14 protein-coding genes are annotated in these 16,222 nt (G+C 46.2%); 10 read left to right on the forward strand and 4 right to left on the reverse strand.

Annotation, left to right across the window (positions count from 1 at the left end; all coding sequences use genetic code 11):
• The first annotated feature begins 161 nt into the window (after positions 1–161).
• The 3 genes from COV52_02830 (at position 162) to COV52_02840 (ending at position 1,343) form a co-directional block, all read left to right on the forward strand.
• Positions 162–761, forward strand: coding sequence for a hypothetical protein (locus COV52_02830; protein PIR11711.1), 600 nt, complete (start codon positions 162–164; stop codon positions 759–761).
• A 14-nt stretch (positions 762–775) separates the two neighbouring features.
• Positions 776–1,021, forward strand: a complete 246-nt coding sequence (locus tag COV52_02835) for a hypothetical protein (protein ID PIR11712.1) — start codon at positions 776–778, stop codon at positions 1,019–1,021.
• A 124-nt stretch (positions 1,022–1,145) separates the two neighbouring features.
• Positions 1,146–1,343, forward strand: a complete 198-nt coding sequence (locus COV52_02840) for a hypothetical protein (GenBank protein PIR11713.1) — start codon at positions 1,146–1,148, stop codon at positions 1,341–1,343.
• A gap of 421 nt (positions 1,344–1,764) precedes the next feature.
• Here COV52_02840 and COV52_02845 read toward each other — a convergent pair whose 3' ends face one another.
• Complete coding sequence (locus tag COV52_02845; protein PIR11746.1) at positions 1,765–2,034, reverse strand: hypothetical protein; 270 nt, start codon at positions 2,032–2,034, stop codon at positions 1,765–1,767.
• A 109-nt stretch (positions 2,035–2,143) separates the two neighbouring features.
• Positions 2,144–2,422 (reverse strand): hypothetical protein, encoded by a 279-nt coding sequence (locus COV52_02850; protein ID PIR11714.1) that lies wholly within the window; start codon positions 2,420–2,422, stop codon positions 2,144–2,146.
• A gap of 310 nt (positions 2,423–2,732) precedes the next feature.
• Here COV52_02850 and COV52_02855 point away from each other — a divergent pair, with 310 nt between their 5' ends.
• The 7 genes from COV52_02855 (at position 2,733) to COV52_02885 (ending at position 13,367) form a co-directional block, all read left to right on the forward strand.
• The gene (locus tag COV52_02855) at positions 2,733–3,065 is read left to right on the forward strand and encodes a hypothetical protein (protein PIR11715.1); all 333 of its coding nucleotides are present in this window, start codon (positions 2,733–2,735) and stop codon (positions 3,063–3,065) included.
• A 96-nt stretch (positions 3,066–3,161) separates the two neighbouring features.
• Positions 3,162–4,257, forward strand: a protein-coding gene (locus tag COV52_02860; protein ID PIR11747.1) for a peptide chain release factor 2 whose coding sequence is annotated in 2 segments (ribosomal slippage) — positions 3,162–3,233 and positions 3,235–4,257 — 1,095 coding nt in all. Because the reading frame shifts where the segments join, the coding sequence is not laid out codon by codon here.
• A gap of 280 nt (positions 4,258–4,537) precedes the next feature.
• Complete coding sequence (locus tag COV52_02865; GenBank protein PIR11716.1) at positions 4,538–6,379, forward strand: hypothetical protein; 1,842 nt, start codon at positions 4,538–4,540, stop codon at positions 6,377–6,379.
• A gap of 168 nt (positions 6,380–6,547) precedes the next feature.
• Positions 6,548–8,629, forward strand: coding sequence for a hypothetical protein (locus COV52_02870; GenBank protein PIR11717.1), 2,082 nt, complete (start codon positions 6,548–6,550; stop codon positions 8,627–8,629).
• Between the two features lie 74 nt (positions 8,630–8,703).
• Positions 8,704–10,206 carry a lysine--tRNA ligase gene (gene lysS, locus COV52_02875; protein ID PIR11718.1) on the forward strand — a complete coding sequence of 501 codons (1,503 nt, stop codon included), beginning with the start codon at positions 8,704–8,706 and terminating at the stop codon, positions 10,204–10,206.
• Between the two features lie 11 nt (positions 10,207–10,217).
• Positions 10,218–11,639, forward strand: coding sequence for an amidase (locus COV52_02880; protein PIR11719.1), 1,422 nt, complete (start codon positions 10,218–10,220; stop codon positions 11,637–11,639).
• A gap of 117 nt (positions 11,640–11,756) precedes the next feature.
• Positions 11,757–13,367 carry a hypothetical protein gene (locus COV52_02885; GenBank protein ID PIR11720.1) on the forward strand — a complete coding sequence of 537 codons (1,611 nt, stop codon included), beginning with the start codon at positions 11,757–11,759 and terminating at the stop codon, positions 13,365–13,367.
• Here the strand turns inward: COV52_02885 and COV52_02890 are convergent.
• Both COV52_02890 and COV52_02895 read right to left on the reverse strand, forming a co-directional pair.
• The gene (locus COV52_02890; protein ID PIR11721.1) at positions 13,351–14,742 is read right to left on the reverse strand and encodes a twin-arginine translocation pathway signal protein; all 1,392 of its coding nucleotides are present in this window, start codon (positions 14,740–14,742) and stop codon (positions 13,351–13,353) included. The genes COV52_02885 and COV52_02890 overlap by 17 nt on opposite strands.
• A gap of 56 nt (positions 14,743–14,798) precedes the next feature.
• Positions 14,799–16,175 carry an L-serine ammonia-lyase gene (locus COV52_02895; GenBank protein PIR11722.1) on the reverse strand — a complete coding sequence of 459 codons (1,377 nt, stop codon included), beginning with the start codon at positions 16,173–16,175 and terminating at the stop codon, positions 14,799–14,801.
• Positions 16,176–16,222 lie beyond the last annotated feature (47 nt).

Here is a 16,222-nt window from a genome sequence, read left to right on the forward strand (position 1 = left end):
ACCCCCTCAGTTTTCGCTTGCAAAAACGAATTGTAAACAGGCCCTATTTATTGTTTAGTAATTGTTACCGTATTGTTACAAAATTGTTGCAAAGGGCGGCCGATTTCGTTAAAATGCTCTCGTTTTAGTCATCTAGACTTAATAAAAACGGAGAGAAATTTATGAAAATGACACGTATTGCAACAGCACTTGCTGTTTCTGCTATTGCTGCTTCAGCTTTCGCTGGCTCAGCGCCTGTAATGAGTAACAATGCTTCACACGCTGGCGTTTACGCAGGTGTATTGGGTGGTTACAACTACAGCAAATACACGGGTAGCATCAATGGTACGCACATCAGCAACCGTCGCGGTAGCTCTTATGCACTGGGTTTGAACGCGGGTTACCAGTTCAACCAAAACATCGCTGTTGAATTAGGTTACTTACATTTTGGTCACACCACTGTTGGTCAAGTGAACAGTGTTAAAGTACGCTCTAAAGCCGCTGCTGCGGCGTATGTTGCGGCTAAAGGCATTTACCCAATCAACAGCGCGATTGACGTGTTTGGCAAATTGGGTGTTGCCGGTGTACAAGACAAATACATCAAAACAGCGACACCAACCACTAAGCAAGGCACAGAAGCTGCATTGTTGGCGGGTGTTGGTGGTGAATACTACTTCACACAAAATGTCAGCGCTTCAGTTGAAGCTGACTACTTGTCACAAAACGGCCGTAAAATCCCGCAACACTTCTTGGCGTTGGCGGGCTTGGCTTACCACTTCTAAGAACATCTGTTCTTGTGGAAAAGGCAGCCTCGGCTGCCTTTTTTTATGACTATGGGTTGAAAAAAAAGTCGAAAATCATACGCTTGAGCTTTTCAAAAGTACAATCATTTATTTTTCAAAACCTATTATTTTCCAGTAGCAAACTTTTAAAAGAAGACTATATTTCCGCTTCGAAGGCTTGCATAAAACAGGTCTTTGCCGGGGCCCTTTTGGGCCTCGGCTATTTAACCTTAATGGAGTTTAACCGTGACAAAAGATAAAAAGCCAGCTAAGTCGCCTGCTAAGCCTGCTGCACCTGCAAAAAAGAAAGGCAAATAAATTTTACCCACCCATCTTGCAGCTATTTCTCGTGCAAGGTGTTTTTTTATAAAAAGGAGAGAAACTATGAAGCGTAATTTATTATTAACTTTGATCGCGACATTATTGTGTGTGTCATTTTCGACTAGCTTTGCTGCTACGACAAAAGGCGAAACAGCAAAAACGAAAAGTGCTGCTGTGAAATCTACACGTACGCACAAGCACACTGAAAAAACAAAAAAAGCGAAAAAACACGCTAAGAAAGAAAGCAAAAAACATCACTAAAATGATGGCTTGGTCCCGGATAAGTGCTTGGCACTTTCCGGGATTATTTTTTTGGCTGCTGACGTTCGCATTGGTTTTGTAGCAACGTCTTTGCGAGGCGCGAAGCGACGAAGCAATCTCAAGATGAATGGACAAGATTGCCACGCTCACTGTCGTTCGCTCACACTTTTTACCCGCACTCGCCAAAACGATACGTATGCCATCAATCCAATGAGGTACACGTGCGCGACTTTTTCATTAGGGCACAGCCAGCTGGCTGTCTGATGCCAGAGTTTAACGCATCACACAGATTACCTCGCGTAAAACAGCTCGTCAGATGCCGGATATACAGATGCAATCTTTACCTTATTGTGACCGAGTGTTTTTTATCCTTTACAATCCGGGTGAGTCCATATACAGGCTATGTGCACGAGAAAAGGCACTACAAAAACACCCGGTAATCATATTTCAATAACTTGCCTAAACGCTTGGCCATGACTTTACCGATCGGGCGTTTATTGTGTTCCATTTCAGAAACATGATGCTGCTTGATACCGAGTTTTTCAGCGAGCTGTTTTTGGGTGAGGTCAGCACGAAAACGAAAAGTTTTTAGATAGTAGCCTGGTGTTCTAAAGTGCTCGCCGTGCCTTTTTTGTAAAATTTCTTCCAAGAAATCGGGAGAGTAGGTTTCTTCTTCCTCAAGATTTTTCATGAGATGGCTAACTGCTGAATTCAACTGTTTGATCAGCTTGTTCTTATCTCTGGGTGGGTTTTTCTTTAGCTCAATGGTGAGGGTGCCGCCACTAAAGCTGATGGTCGTTTTATGTTTGCTGGTAGGCATTTTTTCGGTGTCCTAAGTTTATAATGTTGATCAATAAGTATTTTTTAGTCACTTTATACTCTACTCTATACCGGTAGTTGAGCTTCAACCGGTAAGCATCGTTTGCGCTTAGCTTTGATGACTGCCACTGAGGGCAGTGCGGTCCGTAGCGTTGCAGGTCTGTGACAGCTTCAGCTAAGAGTGCTTGTATTTCATTGGGTAGGTGTTTAGCCAGTTTCTGTGCTTTACGGCTAAATTCTACGGTCCTTTCGCGTTTCATAATATACCTCTATATGGTATTAATCAATTAAAATAAAGTGGGGTCAAAAATTGGAAAAAAAGAATAGGGGGAAGAAAGAAGCTTAAGGATAATAAAGTTATCACACCGGGCAGGGTAAACGCATCTAAATTTGCACAATTTGCTTGAAAGTTTGGCTCAATATTTTTATTGAGAGTTTTTCAGGTTTAGAAGATCCACGAATTGAACGAACGAAGAAGCAATTGATCAACGGAGTATTGAGGTGATTCTAGCAAAACAGCTCGGTGATCACATTGACTCCCGTTGGCAACAGTTAAACAGTTTAATCCGAATGACTTATCGACGAGAAGAGCCTGCTGAAACTCAGCTTGAGCAACGCTACTATATCAGTTCACTGGCTCCTGATAATCCTGAGGTGATGCTTAAAACGATACGTGCTCATTGGCAAGTTGAAAACTGCCTGCACTGGAGTCTTGATGTAAGCTTTAGAGAGGATAATAGCCGTGTGCGCAATGAAAATATGGCTGTGAATATGTCTTGGCTTAGAAAGTTTTGTTTGGGCCTATTGAAAAAAGAAGGTTCTTTCAAGGCAAGCATAAGAAGAAAACAACGTAAGGTCTGCGCTAGCCCTAATGACTTAAACAAGATACTGGGTCAAATTTAGATGCGTTTACCCTGTCACACCGGGTCAAAAACTTTTACGGCAGCGCCTTCTTTGCTACACTCGCCATCAATTCAGTATTTTTCAAAGGACCACACCATGGAAGTCAATTTGATTCGCGAGCGCATTAAAGATTACCAACACCGTGCCCACGAACTTCGGGGGTATCTTTGACTATGAGGTTAAGTGCGAGCGTTTTGAAGAAGTCACGCGTGAATTAGAAGACCCGAATGTTTGGAATGACCCGAAAAAAGCCGAAGGCTTGGGGCGTGAGCGTGTATGGTTGGAATCCTTGGTCGAGACTTTTCAAACACTGGACAGTGGCTTGCTTGATGCGGCAGATTTATTAGAGCTTGCGGTCGAAGAAAACGATGAAGACAGTGTTCAAGCGGTTGAGGCGGATTTGGATACGCTGCAGAAAAAACTCGAGCAGCTCGAATTTCAGCGTATGTTCAACGGCGAGATGGACTCCAATAATGCCTTTATGGATATTCAAGCGGGTTCAGGTGGTACGGAAGCGCAAGACTGGGCTGAAATGTTGCTGCGCATGTATTTACGCTTTGGCGAAGCGCAAGGCTTTAAAACGGAGTTGATCGAATGCTCGGCGGGTGATGTGGCTGGTATTAAAAGTGCGACCATTCAATTTTCCGGCGATTACGCTTACGGTTGGCTGCGAACAGAAACGGGTGTGCATCGTTTGGTGCGAAAATCCCCGTTCGATGCCAACAACAAGCGCCATACCTCATTTGCCTCTGTGTTTGTTTCGCCTGAAGTGGATGAAAATATCGATATTGAAATCAACCCCGCCGATTTGCGCATTGATACCTATCGCGCTAGTGGTGCCGGCGGTCAGCATGTGAACCGTACCGATTCGGCTGTGCGTATTACGCATTTACCGACCAACATTGTCGTACAATGTCAAAGTAATCGCTCGCAGCATCAAAACAAAGACCACGCCATGAAACAGCTTAAAGCCAAACTCTATGAGCTCGAAATGCAAAAACGTAACACCGAAAAACAAGCCTTGGAAGAGAGTAAATCTGATATCGGCTGGGGTAGCCAAATTCGCTCTTACGTCTTGGACGAATCGCGTATTAAAGACTTGCGCACCTCGGTGGAAACGCGCAACACCAAAGCCGTGCTTGATGGCGACTTGATGCGGTTTATCGAAGCAAGTTTGAAAGCGGGCGTGTAGCAACCGTCTTGGGTAGCAACGTCTTTGCGAGGAGCGAAGCGACGTGGCAATCTCCAGGTTAATGAGCCAGATTGCCGCGCTCACTGCCGTTCGCTCGCAATGACATTAGCGATAAAATGTAGCCTGGGCTGAGCGCAGCGAGGATAACCTGGGTTATCGTTACCGCCGCTCATCAACCCAGGCTTGTTCCGTGTTTGCTACATGTATAAGTCCTCTTGATCTTTTGTTCCAACAGTGGTAAATTTTGTTCAAAATTTGAATAATAAGTTAAGCTATTACAATGCTTCCCACTCCTTCTGATAATCCTCTCTTTGGCGAAACCGCCGCGTTATTGCAGGCGCCTTCCGCAACACCACTTGCAGAGGCGCTTGATCGCCTACGTGTTATGCGCAATATGGAGTCTTCACTAAAAGCAAGAATCGCTGCCAGAGTGATTGCCGGTGTTCTTACCGCGGCCGCGCCTATCGTGTTTTTTGGTGTGCAAAGTATTTTGGCGGCTCTGTACTCAAGTAAGCATTTATTGTTTTTTTCAGAAAATCTCGTTCGTTTGGGTTACTGGTTCGGCGTGACGTTGTTTGCCATTATCAATAATACTGATATGGGCGCGGCATTTTTACATGCGATAAATTATATCCGTCATGGTGGCTTGCGCTTGGATTTAAAAAAGTTTAAAGAAAAATCGCGCGCAAGAAAAGCTGCGCATGTTTTTTCAATGTTGTTGTTTGATTTGCCCATGCTGGCCTTGGGTCTGGCTTCGTGCTATGGCGCAGCGGCGGGCGTTTTTGATGCGTATAAAGATTGGTATCAGATATTGCTCGATGGCGGTTTTGCCCCACCGCAGATTTTAACAGTCATCGGTAGTTTGGTTTCTGCATTTGGCACCAATATGTTGTACATGCTGGCTAATGGACTGTGGAGCGGTATGAAAACCATCGCGTTTAATTTGTCGCAGTATTTAGCCCCTTGCCGACCTAGTCGATACTCAAAAGGCTTTATTGGATATAGAGCGATCGATGAGGCTAGGCGTCGCTTTGCGAACATGGAAGATAAGCATCTGGGGCACGCTGTAGCGGTGGTGAATGTGTATGGGGAAGTCTTAAAAGAGACGAATAGGCCAAACGCTTTTATTAACGCACCAGAAATAGCAAATCAAAGTTTTGCTGATCAAGATCGTCTTTATGAATACTATGCGGTTTATTGTGCGATGCGAAAGTTGGAGAGCTATTCTCAGTATCGCCCTAATCGTGGCTTTGTGGGCTTGTGGTTTGTTTTAAATGCGATTTGTGGGCTTGCTGTAGGCTTGACCGGTTCTTTAACCAACGGTATTGGTGGTATTGATGAAGGCAGTTATTTTCTTGGTATTGCCAGTTTAGTCGCAAACGTAATTATCAATACTTCGGTAGCGGTTATGTTGCCCCGCATGTTCTATGAGATTTCGATCAAGCCGATTTACCAATTAATCGCCCGTTGCCGATCGCCAGAGAAAGATCCTATTAGAGGGCCAGCAATGGTGTTGGCTGGCTGGGCCATGAAAGTGTTTTGGATGGCGGCTGCCGCTTTTCCAGCCATTATGACGTTTGCAGGTACCTTTGGGGTAACGCTTGAGATGGAGGGGCATGTCAGCTTTTTGAACGTCTTGCCTTTTGCTGTTCAATTACTTCTTTCGATTACGCCAGCGGCTGCTTTATGTGCCTTGGTGTTGTACGCGGTGATGAATAAACTGGCAAGCTTGTTTGTCACGCCGATTAGAAACCGGCTTTATGGTGAAGGTGTTGCTAACCACCTTGGCAGCTTAACGAATTATGTTAACAACCTTAGTGAGCCAAATGGTCGCGTAAAAAAAGTAGCTCGGGCTACTACTGCATGCGGGCAATTTAGCGCGGCATTAGAGCGTTACCAACAGTGGACAGGCGCATTGTCTGAAAAAGAGCGTAATGCACAGGCTTGTTTTTTTGGTAGGGTTTATGAGACTGGCGATAGCACGCGAGTTCAAGCTGAAGCTAAACCCGTTACAACGCCAAGGGATGTGGAAAGCCAAATACCCTCGGCACACCGTTTTTTTGCAACTTCGCAAAGCCTTGTACCTGGACCTCAAAATCAGAGGTTGTGTGCAGCATCTTAAGCTTATCGTGAAATCACTCTAAAATTTTCAAACGCTTTAGAAATATATGATGCTTTCTTGATTATTATCAAACTTATGGCAGGGGGGTGTGGCCATTTAGGTGATTGATTTTTTGGTTAAAAATTGGTACGATCGCGCCACCATTTTAATAACAAAAGAAACCTAACTATGGGCGCGACTTCTTCTCAACCAGTCTTTCACAATGCAGGCAATCCTTATGTCTCTGCGGCATATCAGCCTGGTGATCAGTCTGGTGATCAGTCTGGTGAAAACACCCCTTTAGTCAGTGCTGCACTTAATGCGCCCTTTGGGCTAACGCCATTAGCCGATGCCATGACGCGCCTTAAAATCCAGCGGCTGAGTGAAGCTTCAAATAAAGTGAAGTGGGCGGCAAGAGGGTTGAGTTTGCTCATGGGTGCAGGCTGGGCGGGGTTATTGTCGTTTGGTCCTCAGGTCATTGAGGCAGCACATTACGCAACCCTTCACTTTCCTTGGATGCCGTTTGCTTTGGTGCGCTATGGTTTCTGGTTCGGGGTTTCTTTGTTTTCATCACTGAATAGTTTGGCGATGAGTCATTTTCTTTTAGGTAAGTGTTTAGTTTGGCGACACGGCGCTAAGCAAGAGGTTCAAGACATCAAAAACAGTAGCAAAAGCGTAAAAGCACTGACTGTTTTCAGTGTCATCTATAATGTTGCGATGTTTGGTTTAGGCGCGGCCTCGATATACGCGGCGACGGCGGGTGTGCAGGATGCTTATGCGTATTTACAGCCGCTTTTAGCTGAAAATGACTACTTTGTGCCGAAGTGGGTTGGCTTGATGGCGACGGCGTTTTCGGCGTTTGGTACGAATATGTTGTTCATGTTCACGCGAGGTTTTTTCGGTGGCATGATGAACACAGTGTTTCATTTATCCCAATACACGATGCCTTGTTGTCGCGCTGCACGTTACCGTGGCGGATTTGAATTTAAAGCCAATCGAACACGCCACTGTGTGCCGGCACGTTTTCACAGCGGTCGGGAAGCCATGTATCACTTGGGGCGTGCGTTTGATGAGATGCAAGATAAAAACCTAGGGAAAGCGATTGAAGGTCCTGTAGAGGTTTACAAGCAGGTTCGTCTTGATAGTGAGAAAAAGCAAAACTTTTCGGAAAAGCTACAAAATAAAGCGACTGTAGACGATGCAGACATCGACCGTTTATACGAGCATTATGCGGTGTATTGCTCGATGAGAGAGATTGATGAAAATGGCCGAAAATATCTTCCGGGACGCAAATCGACGGGTGCTTGGTCTTTCTTTGGCGTAGTCAGCGGCATCACTGTGGGGCTTGCGGGTTCCTTGATGAACTTTATCGCGGGTTTGGACGCCGGTGGGCGATCGGGCGCTGGTGCAAGCTTGGCGGTCAGTGGTTTAATTTTGGCCTTGGGTAGTTTTATTGCCAATGCCTTGATTAACGTCATGGCTGCCGTGATGCTGCCAAAGTTGATTTATAATTTATTGATCAAGCCTTTTTTCCTTCTCTGTTGCCATGGTCAATACGGTAAAGATGCTTTGAGAAGCCCAGCCACCTTATTTGGCGAATGGTTTTTGAATGTGTTTGTCACGGCCATTGCGGCTGTGCCGGCCTTTAGTACCTTTGGCGGTGACTACGGTTTGACGCTGGAGATGATGAGCAATGTGTCAATACTTCAAGGTTTGCCTTCATTTTTAGGCGCCTTTTTGAGTATTACACCGGCGGCGGCGCTAGCGTCACTGGTGTTATACGCTGTGGTGAACAAGCTCGCCGAGCTGGTGAAAACGTTTGTTCGCGAGCGGGTGTATCAAAACACTATTGGGAAGAGCTTTGCCCCAGATCCAACGCGGGCAAATAACGCGAGTCTTCATGGCACTATTAAAGGCTCTCGCTTCCCCTCAGTAGCGGCTAAGGAAGCCTGTGCTCAATTCAAGGGCGCACGTGGGCGTTATGAGCGCTTTGTTGGGGCTATGCCTTCTGGTGAGTTTAATGAGCACGCGACATTCTTTGCAGAGTTCTATCGTGAAAATCCGCCAGGCCAAACGCCGGCCGGCCTTAATGACTCGGTTCGCTCTGATGAAGCGTGTGTTGATATTGGCGAACAAAAGCCCGCAGCGCCGGTGGCTCGTGCCCATAGGTTTTTTGCGCCCAAAGTTAATGGGGATAGAGGGCTGCCTAGCTCTGCTTCGGGCGCCTCAATCGTTATCGCCCCTGATTCGCCAGTTGTCGCTGCGGTTTAATCTTAGCGAGAGCTTTGCCAAGCTTATGGGCTTTGTGTAGAATCACAGCCTTTGTTGATAGCTGAGAGCAAGCCATGAGCACAGAGCACGAAATACTGGACGAGAATACCTTAGTCGCGATTCGCCGCGAGAAGCTAAACGGTTTGCGCCAGGCGAAAAAGGCCTATCCCAACACCTTTAGGCGTGAGCATTTCGCAGCCGATTTGCACACGGCGTATGATCAATATTCCAAAGAAGCGTTGGCTGAGCAGGACAGGGTGGCAGTCACCGTGGCTGGCCGGATTATGCTCAAGCGTTTGATGGGTAAAGCCGCGTTTATGACCATTCAAGATATGTCCGCACCCATTCAGCTCTATTTGCGTCAAAACGATTTGCCTGAGGGCGCGTTTGATGAGGTCAAAGAGTGGGATATTGGGGACATTGTCGGCGCTAAAGGGTATCTTTTTAAAACGAACACGGGTGAATTGTCGGTGCATGTGGAAGAGGCTGTGCTGCTCACTAAAAACTTGCGCCCTTTGCCTGAAAAATTCCACGGCGTGACGGATACCGAAATTAAATATCGTCAGCGTTACCTGGATTTAATGATGAGCGAAGCATCTAGAAATAAGTTCATCTTACGATCAAAAACTATCGATTATATTCGTCACTTTTTACTTAAGCGTCGTTACATCGAAGTGGAAACACCAATGATGCATGTCTTAGCTGGCGGGGCTTTGGCTAAGCCGTTTGCCACGCACCATAATGCTCTTGATATGCCATTGTACATGCGTATCGCGCCCGAGTTGTATTTAAAGCGCTTGTTAGTGGGCGGGCTTGAGCGTGTGTTTGAGATTAACCGTAATTTCCGAAACGAAGGTTTGTCCACACGTCACAACCCTGAATTTACCATGTTGGAATTTTACGAAGCGTATGCGACTTACGAAGACACCATGGCTATTTGTGAGACGATGTTACGCGGTTTAGTCGAATCGGTCACGGGTAAAACAACCTTGGATTACCAGGGCGACACCTTTGATTTTGCCAAACCGTTTCGGCGCATGAGTGTGTCTGATGCTGTCTTGCATTACAACCCGGACATCAAAGCTTGCGATATCCAAAAACTTGATGCCATGAAAGCGCACGCGAAACGTTTAAAAATTAAGCTTGAAGACAGCTGGGGCTTGGGGCGTATTCATATCGAAATTTTTGAAGAAACAGCCGAGCACCAGCTTAAACAACCAACTTTCATCACGCAATACCCGGCAGAGATGTCGCCTTTGGCGCGTCGTAATGATGAAAACCCTGAGATCACCGATCGCTTTGAATTGTTTATCGCAGGCCGTGAATTAGCCAATTCCTTTTCTGAATTAAACGACGCTGAAGATCAAGCAGAGCGTTTTAAAGCACAAATGGCTGCAAAAGCTTCAGGTGATGATGAAGCGATGGCGTATGACGAAGATTACGTGACCGCACTAGAATACGGCATGCCGCCAGCTGCTGGCGTAGGCATTGGTATTGATCGTTTGGTGATGCTGTTGACTGACTCACCATCGATTCGGGATGTGATACTGTTTCCACACATGCGCCCAAAAGTATAGGACAATGACGGATGAAATTCGAAGACTACCGCCAATATGATGCTCTAGGGCTCGCTGAACTTGTGAAGACAAAGGCTGTCACGCCTGCTGAACTCATCGATTGCGCGATTGCACGTTGTGAAGCGATAAATCCTAAAATTAATGCTGTAGTGGCCACTGATTTTGATCGTGCGCGCGAGCATCACTGTGATTTAAATGCCCCGTTTGCGGGCGTACCCTTTTTAATGAAAGACTCTGATGCCTATCAAGCCGGTTTGCCAGCCACCTTTGGCAGCCGATTATGTGAAAAATTTATCCCACAAAAAGACTCAGGCTTAGTCACGCGGTTTAAACAGGCAGGCGTAACTATCTTTGGGCGCACGAACAGCTGCGAGTTTGGTTTAAAGTACATGACTGAGCCTGAGCTTCATGGTCCAACGAACAACCCTTGGGACGTGTCACGCACACCCGGCGGCTCATCGGGTGGTTCGGCCGCGGCGGTGGCTTCTGGCATCACACCGATGGCGCATGCCAACGATGGCGGCGGCTCCATTCGCGTGCCGGCATCGTGCACAGGCTTATTCGGTTTAAAACCTGCTCGTGCTCGTATCTCCATCGGTCCAGAGCAGGGTGAGCTGTGGAATGGCTTGGCCTGCGATTTCATCTTGTCACGCAGTGTGCGTGATGCAGCGGCTATGTTGGATTGTATGGCCGGTTATCAAGTGGGCGATCCTTATTGCGCGCCACCAGCGCCATCGTCATTTTTAGCGGCCTTAAATGAGTCATTACCTCGCTTACGTATTTGTGTCTCCTTTGATACCGGTGTGCCGGGTTTAAAACCTGACGAGGATGCGGTGGCGGCCGTTAATCAGGCTGCCGAACTCTGTCAAAATTTGGGCCATGAGGTGCGCTTTGAGGCGCCAGCGTTTGATCGCCAAGCGATAGAATCTGCCGCTGCTGTTATCATTTGCGTCAATGCTAAAGCCGCCATTACAAGCTTAGCTAAGCTTATTGCTTGCGCACACCCCCTTGAAAAAATCGAGGCATCCACGCGGTATATGGTCGAGCGTGGCGAGCAATATTGTGCCGCGGATTTTTGTTTAGCCTTGCAAACGCTGCACAATGAAAGCCGAAAGGTTGTCGCTGAATTTGAACGCTTTGATGTATTACTCACGCCAGTGACAACGAGTGCAGCGGTGAAAACGGGTGCGCTGAAAGAAAAAGAAAAAGATCTTGAAAGCTTGTGGGCAGCACAAGTTGGTTTTGCTCCATATACTTCATTATTTAATTTTACCGGCCAGCCTGCGATGTCTGTGCCGCTGTATTGGAACACAGCAGGCCTGCCTTTAGGCGTGCAATTTGTCGGCCCTTATTCAGGCGAGCTGCGTTTGATGCAGTTGGCAAAACAGTTGGAGGAAGCAGCGCCGTGGTTTTATCGTGTACCATCGATATGAGTAGACGATTAATCAGCTGGATGGCAAAGAAAAATACTATTTCTCAAAGAGATGCGTCGATGCATTAGATTTTGGTGAATGGTTACCATAAGTTTAATAATATACATTGGATTTGAAATGCAAGACAAAACATTAAGTAGTGATTTGGAAGCTGATTCAGAGGTAAGAGATGGCGCTTCAGTGCTCTCTTTGCCAGATGATGAGGTAAGAAGCGAGTTTCCGCTGTCATTACATTTTAGCAGGGGCGCTCAATTAGAGCTTTGTTTTGACGCGCGTGCGGATGATGGAGGGAGTTACTGTCTTTTTTTGGTTTCTTACCCTGAGGAGGATAGGAAGCTTATTGCTGCTTTTGCGCATAGCAGCTTTGTTGAGCAGTTGGTTTCGTGTTTTAAAGCCTCTGATGTCGCCGCGCTCAAGGCGCTTATCTCGCCAGAGACCGCGCCGCTAAATCTTGCTGCTTTATGCACTATTTGGGATCAGCATGTTAATAGCACTGCTTCGTATACAGAGATTCTTGGGGCTTACCTTGAGGCCATAGAAGGGCTTGAAGCAATCCCTGATCAGTATACGATAATCGCTCGATACTCCCTATCCCCCCCCCTTGATTTTTTTTTAGTGAAAGATTGCTGGGCAAGACAACATTTTTTATTGTTGAGGTTTTCGAAGTGGGAGATTGGAAGAATTATTGTCATATCTAGCAGCGATGAGCTTGAGTCGCTAAAAGCGTTTTTTGAGGCAAAAAATAGCGAGTTAAGCTGGCTCTACCGTTTTTCAAAGGATGTTGCTGGTGTCGCGGCTTTGATAACCCTGGAATTTGAGAGACCAAAAAAATATTTTGCTGATGAGCTAAAGTTAGCTGCTGAGCATTTAAAAACTCGTTTTAGGGATCTTAGGGTTTCGTACTTGAGGAAAAGGGAGGCGGAGGCAAAAAGATTTTCAAAACTCGCTACGCCCCCCGAAAAATCGTCAGCTACCGCGGGCTGCGCGCCATCGGCTTTGCCTATCCATGGCGCGTGCGAGCGAAGAAGATCGCGCGTCACCTTTGATCATCGCAGCACCTCGACCCCGGCCTGTTTTTTTGCTTCAGGCGCAGGCTTGCTTGCACGACGTATGACCCATAACGGCTTGGTTTTAGCTTTATGGGTAGACCCTGATACATCACAATGCGGCATCACCTTTTCTACGCTAGGGGATTCTATTTTTTGCTCGGCTCGTTTGAAAAATTTAAAGCCAACTGAAATTTCAAAGCTTCAAACTGAAATTAGTGAAGGTCGCTTGGGGATTTTTTTAACCGATAGCATTCAAAGAGCACTTCTCGCGGGTGGCGGTGATTCTCACATGGTTGAGTTTATACTCGCTGAGGCAAAAAAAGAAAAAATTATCTTGAGTATTGGGATGTATCAATTGAGGTTTTGCTTCTATAGGGGTGAGACAGAAAGTGAGAATGGGTATTATTTAGAGCTTATTCACCTTGGTAGTTTTGATTTTTTTATACATTGCCCTGTCTTAAATTTATCAGCCCATGCCTTGGTGACATGTTTTATCTATCGTAAAACAGATGCGATCGCTGATTGTTTACAGCGTGGTGAGCAAAACGATGAAAGGACAGAGGCCTTCGCTAGTTTGTTAGCTCAGTTGTTTAAGAAGGCTGGCAGGATTGAACTTTCTGCCGCTATTGCACATTATGAATCGTGTTTAAAAAAACCCACTGTCAACATGCCCCCCTAGCATTTTTCTGCTTTTGAAATGGCTTTGAAAGCATAAATCCAATTAAATTACCCACTACGCCAATCACTAAGCCGTTAATTTCAAAAGGTGAGTGTAGCATTAACGACCAAATAAGCATGGCGCCAATACCACAACAAGCACCTATAAAAAAATCTTGGGCCTTTACTGAAAAATTAAATATTACTGCGACTAAAGGAACGATGATAATGGGTGCCCAAAAATTATAAGCGTACAATAGTATATCTAATACATTATTAATGCTTAATGCAAAAACGAGCGCACCAATGCCGACAAATAAAGTGCTTCCCTTGGCTAGGCGTAATAAAGTATTGGGTCGCCAAGCGCTACGAGAAAGGGGTTTGACGATATCATTGACAAACGCTACAGATGCAGCATTCAAAAAACCGGCAGCGGAAGACATAATAATAGCTACCAATCCGGCAATCACAAATCCTTTTACTCCAATAGGTAAAATCATTTTTACTACGTAGGGCAATGCGCTGTTTGAGTTAATATGCGGATTTAATGCAAAAGCGATCAAGCCGATCGCGCCAGCGATTAAGAAAAAAGGAATCGATAAAATTCCGCTCGCCAATACACCATTGCGCGTTGCGCGAGCGGTTTTAGCCATGAATAAGCGCTGCACATAGGGCGGCACTAACGCTTCGCCAAATATAAACGTAATAAATAGGCCGATAAATAATGACAGATGATCATGCCCCTTCCAGAAATAGAGATACTCATGCGGTACGCGTTGCGCGATAGGTTGCCAGCCACCAAAATGAATTAATCCCATAATCAACGTTAGCGGAATACCGATAACTAAAACGCAAAATTGTAAAATATCGGTATAAACGACAGCCCGCATGCCGCCTAGTGATGAATAAATAATAATGATAGCGAAGCTAACCAGCGTGGCCCAGAGCGGATTTATCGTAAAGAAAGTCCCAAAGATCGCCGTCATAGCGCCGACTTGCGCACCTAAAATACCAGTGCAGACTAACACTGAAAAAAGACCGGTAACCACTTTAGCGCCATTTCCGTAACGCTTTGCAATGATATCTCCAATCGACAAGCAGTCTCGGTAAGCATCCATCCTAGGCGCAATGATTAACGCGACCAAAATTTCTTTCAGGCTAAAACCTAACAAGGCAAATGCATACAACATGCCTGCTTGATAAACCTTTGCGGCATTACCTAATGTATACCCGCCTCCAATGAATGAAGCCGATAAGGTAGCAAAGATAGCAGCACTACTAAAGGCGCGATGCCCTACTGAGAAGCGATCAAAATCGACGATGTGTTTACTCGACTTTATCCCTATAAACAAACTTGCTGCTAGAAAAATGATGACAATGCTGGCGTCTATCCACACTGGAAGTTATCCTTGTTATATCCCTAAAACAAAACTGATCATAACAATAACACGCCCTAACACTCAATCACATTCACCCGAATTTTTGCCAGGCCCCCTTTAGAGGTTTCTTTGTACATATCGGTCATGTCTTTGCCCGTGCGTTTCATGGTGTCGATCACTTTATCCAGCGAGACTTTTTTATCACGCCCCGTTTCCATCATGGCCAGGCGAGAGATGTTCACGGCTTTGGTTGCGCCTACCGCATTGCGTTCGATACAGGGAATTTGTACAAGGCCTGCAATCGGATCGCAGGTTAAGCCCAAGCTGTGTTCCATCGCAATTTCAGCGGCGTTTTCCACTTGCAGTAAATCACCACCCAGCACGGCGGTTAAGGCACCTGCGGCCATCGATGTGGCCACGCCCACTTCACCCTGGCAGCCGACTTCAGCCGCTGAAATAGAAGCGCCTTTTTTGTAAAGCGCAGCGATGGCGGCACTGGTGAGTAAAAAATCGATACTCTTTTGTTCGGTCACATTGGGGTAAAAAGTTTCGTAGTAATACAAAACCGCAGGGATTACGCCTGCAGCACCGTTAGTCGGCGCGGTGACTACGCGACTGCCGGCGGCATTTTCTTCGTTCACGGCAATCGCAAACATACTGAGCCAATCCAGGCTTTCGATGTCTTTGTAGTTTGCCGGCTTGTCATGCTCTGAGAGTTTATCGTACAGGTGCGGTGCACGACGTTTCACCTCGAGCCCGCCGGGCAAAGTGCCGCGTGTTTTTAAGCCTTTTTCCACCGAGCGGCGCATGGCTTCGGCAATCGCCAAGATACCTTCGCGGACTTCGCTTTCTGAACGCAGTGCCACTTCGTTTTGATACATCACTTCGGCAATGGTCAGCGTGTGTTGATTACACTGTACAAAAAGCTCATCAGCTGAGTTAAACGGATAGGGCACTTCGGAGGGTGCGACTAAATTATCTTCCAAGGTTTCACTTTCATGCACCACAAAGCCGCCGCCAATCGAGTAATAACAGTCTGTTTGAAGGGTATGGCCTTTTTCGTCAAACGCTGTAAAACGCATACCATTAGTGTGATACGGCAGACGGTCGACAAGGTTAAAGATAAACTCTTTATCGAAATCAAAATCAATGCTGTGTTTGCCGTTGAGCAGTAGAGTTTTATCGTGTTTTAGCGTTTCGAAACATGCGTTAATGCTGTCTGGGTCGATAGTTTCAGGCTGTTCGCCGAGCAAGCCCATGATAATGGCTTTATCGGTACCGTGGCCTACACCGGTATGTGCAAGTGAGCCAAAAATTTCAACTTTTAGCGCGTGCACTGCCGCGAGGTTTTTCACGCTATTGATAAAGCGATAGGCAGCGCGCATCGGGCCGACGGTGTGTGAACTGGATGGCCCAACGCCAATGGTGAACATTTCAAAAATACTGATCATGGCGTCTGCTCCAGAGTTTTGGCTAGTCTAGCCTGGAGGTAAACATT

This window comes from Gammaproteobacteria bacterium CG11_big_fil_rev_8_21_14_0_20_46_22 (assembly GCA_002796245.1).
Lineage (GTDB): Bacteria > Pseudomonadota > Gammaproteobacteria > UBA12402 > UBA12402 > 1-14-0-20-46-22.

Excerpts from the sequence above, each read along its gene's own strand:
- COV52_02830 (PIR11711.1), top strand. The coding sequence starts at position 162 with ATGAAAATGACACGTATTGCAACAGCACTTGCTGTTTCTGCTATTGCT.
- lysS (PIR11718.1), top strand. The coding sequence starts at position 8,704 with ATGAGCACAGAGCACGAAATACTGGACGAGAATACCTTAGTCGCGATT.
- COV52_02870 (PIR11717.1), top strand. The coding sequence starts at position 6,548 with ATGGGCGCGACTTCTTCTCAACCAGTCTTTCACAATGCAGGCAATCCT.
- COV52_02880 (PIR11719.1), top strand. The coding sequence starts at position 10,218 with ATGAAATTCGAAGACTACCGCCAATATGATGCTCTAGGGCTCGCTGAA.
- COV52_02845 (PIR11746.1), bottom strand. The coding sequence starts at position 2,034 with ATGAAAAATCTTGAGGAAGAAGAAACCTACTCTCCCGATTTCTTGGAA.
- COV52_02885 (PIR11720.1), top strand. The coding sequence starts at position 11,757 with ATGCAAGACAAAACATTAAGTAGTGATTTGGAAGCTGATTCAGAGGTA.
- COV52_02840 (PIR11713.1), top strand. The coding sequence starts at position 1,146 with ATGAAGCGTAATTTATTATTAACTTTGATCGCGACATTATTGTGTGTG.
- COV52_02855 (PIR11715.1), top strand. The coding sequence starts at position 2,733 with ATGACTTATCGACGAGAAGAGCCTGCTGAAACTCAGCTTGAGCAACGC.
- COV52_02895 (PIR11722.1), bottom strand. The coding sequence starts at position 16,175 with ATGATCAGTATTTTTGAAATGTTCACCATTGGCGTTGGGCCATCCAGT.
- COV52_02865 (PIR11716.1), top strand. The coding sequence starts at position 4,538 with ATGCTTCCCACTCCTTCTGATAATCCTCTCTTTGGCGAAACCGCCGCG.
- COV52_02850 (PIR11714.1), bottom strand. The coding sequence starts at position 2,422 with ATGAAACGCGAAAGGACCGTAGAATTTAGCCGTAAAGCACAGAAACTG.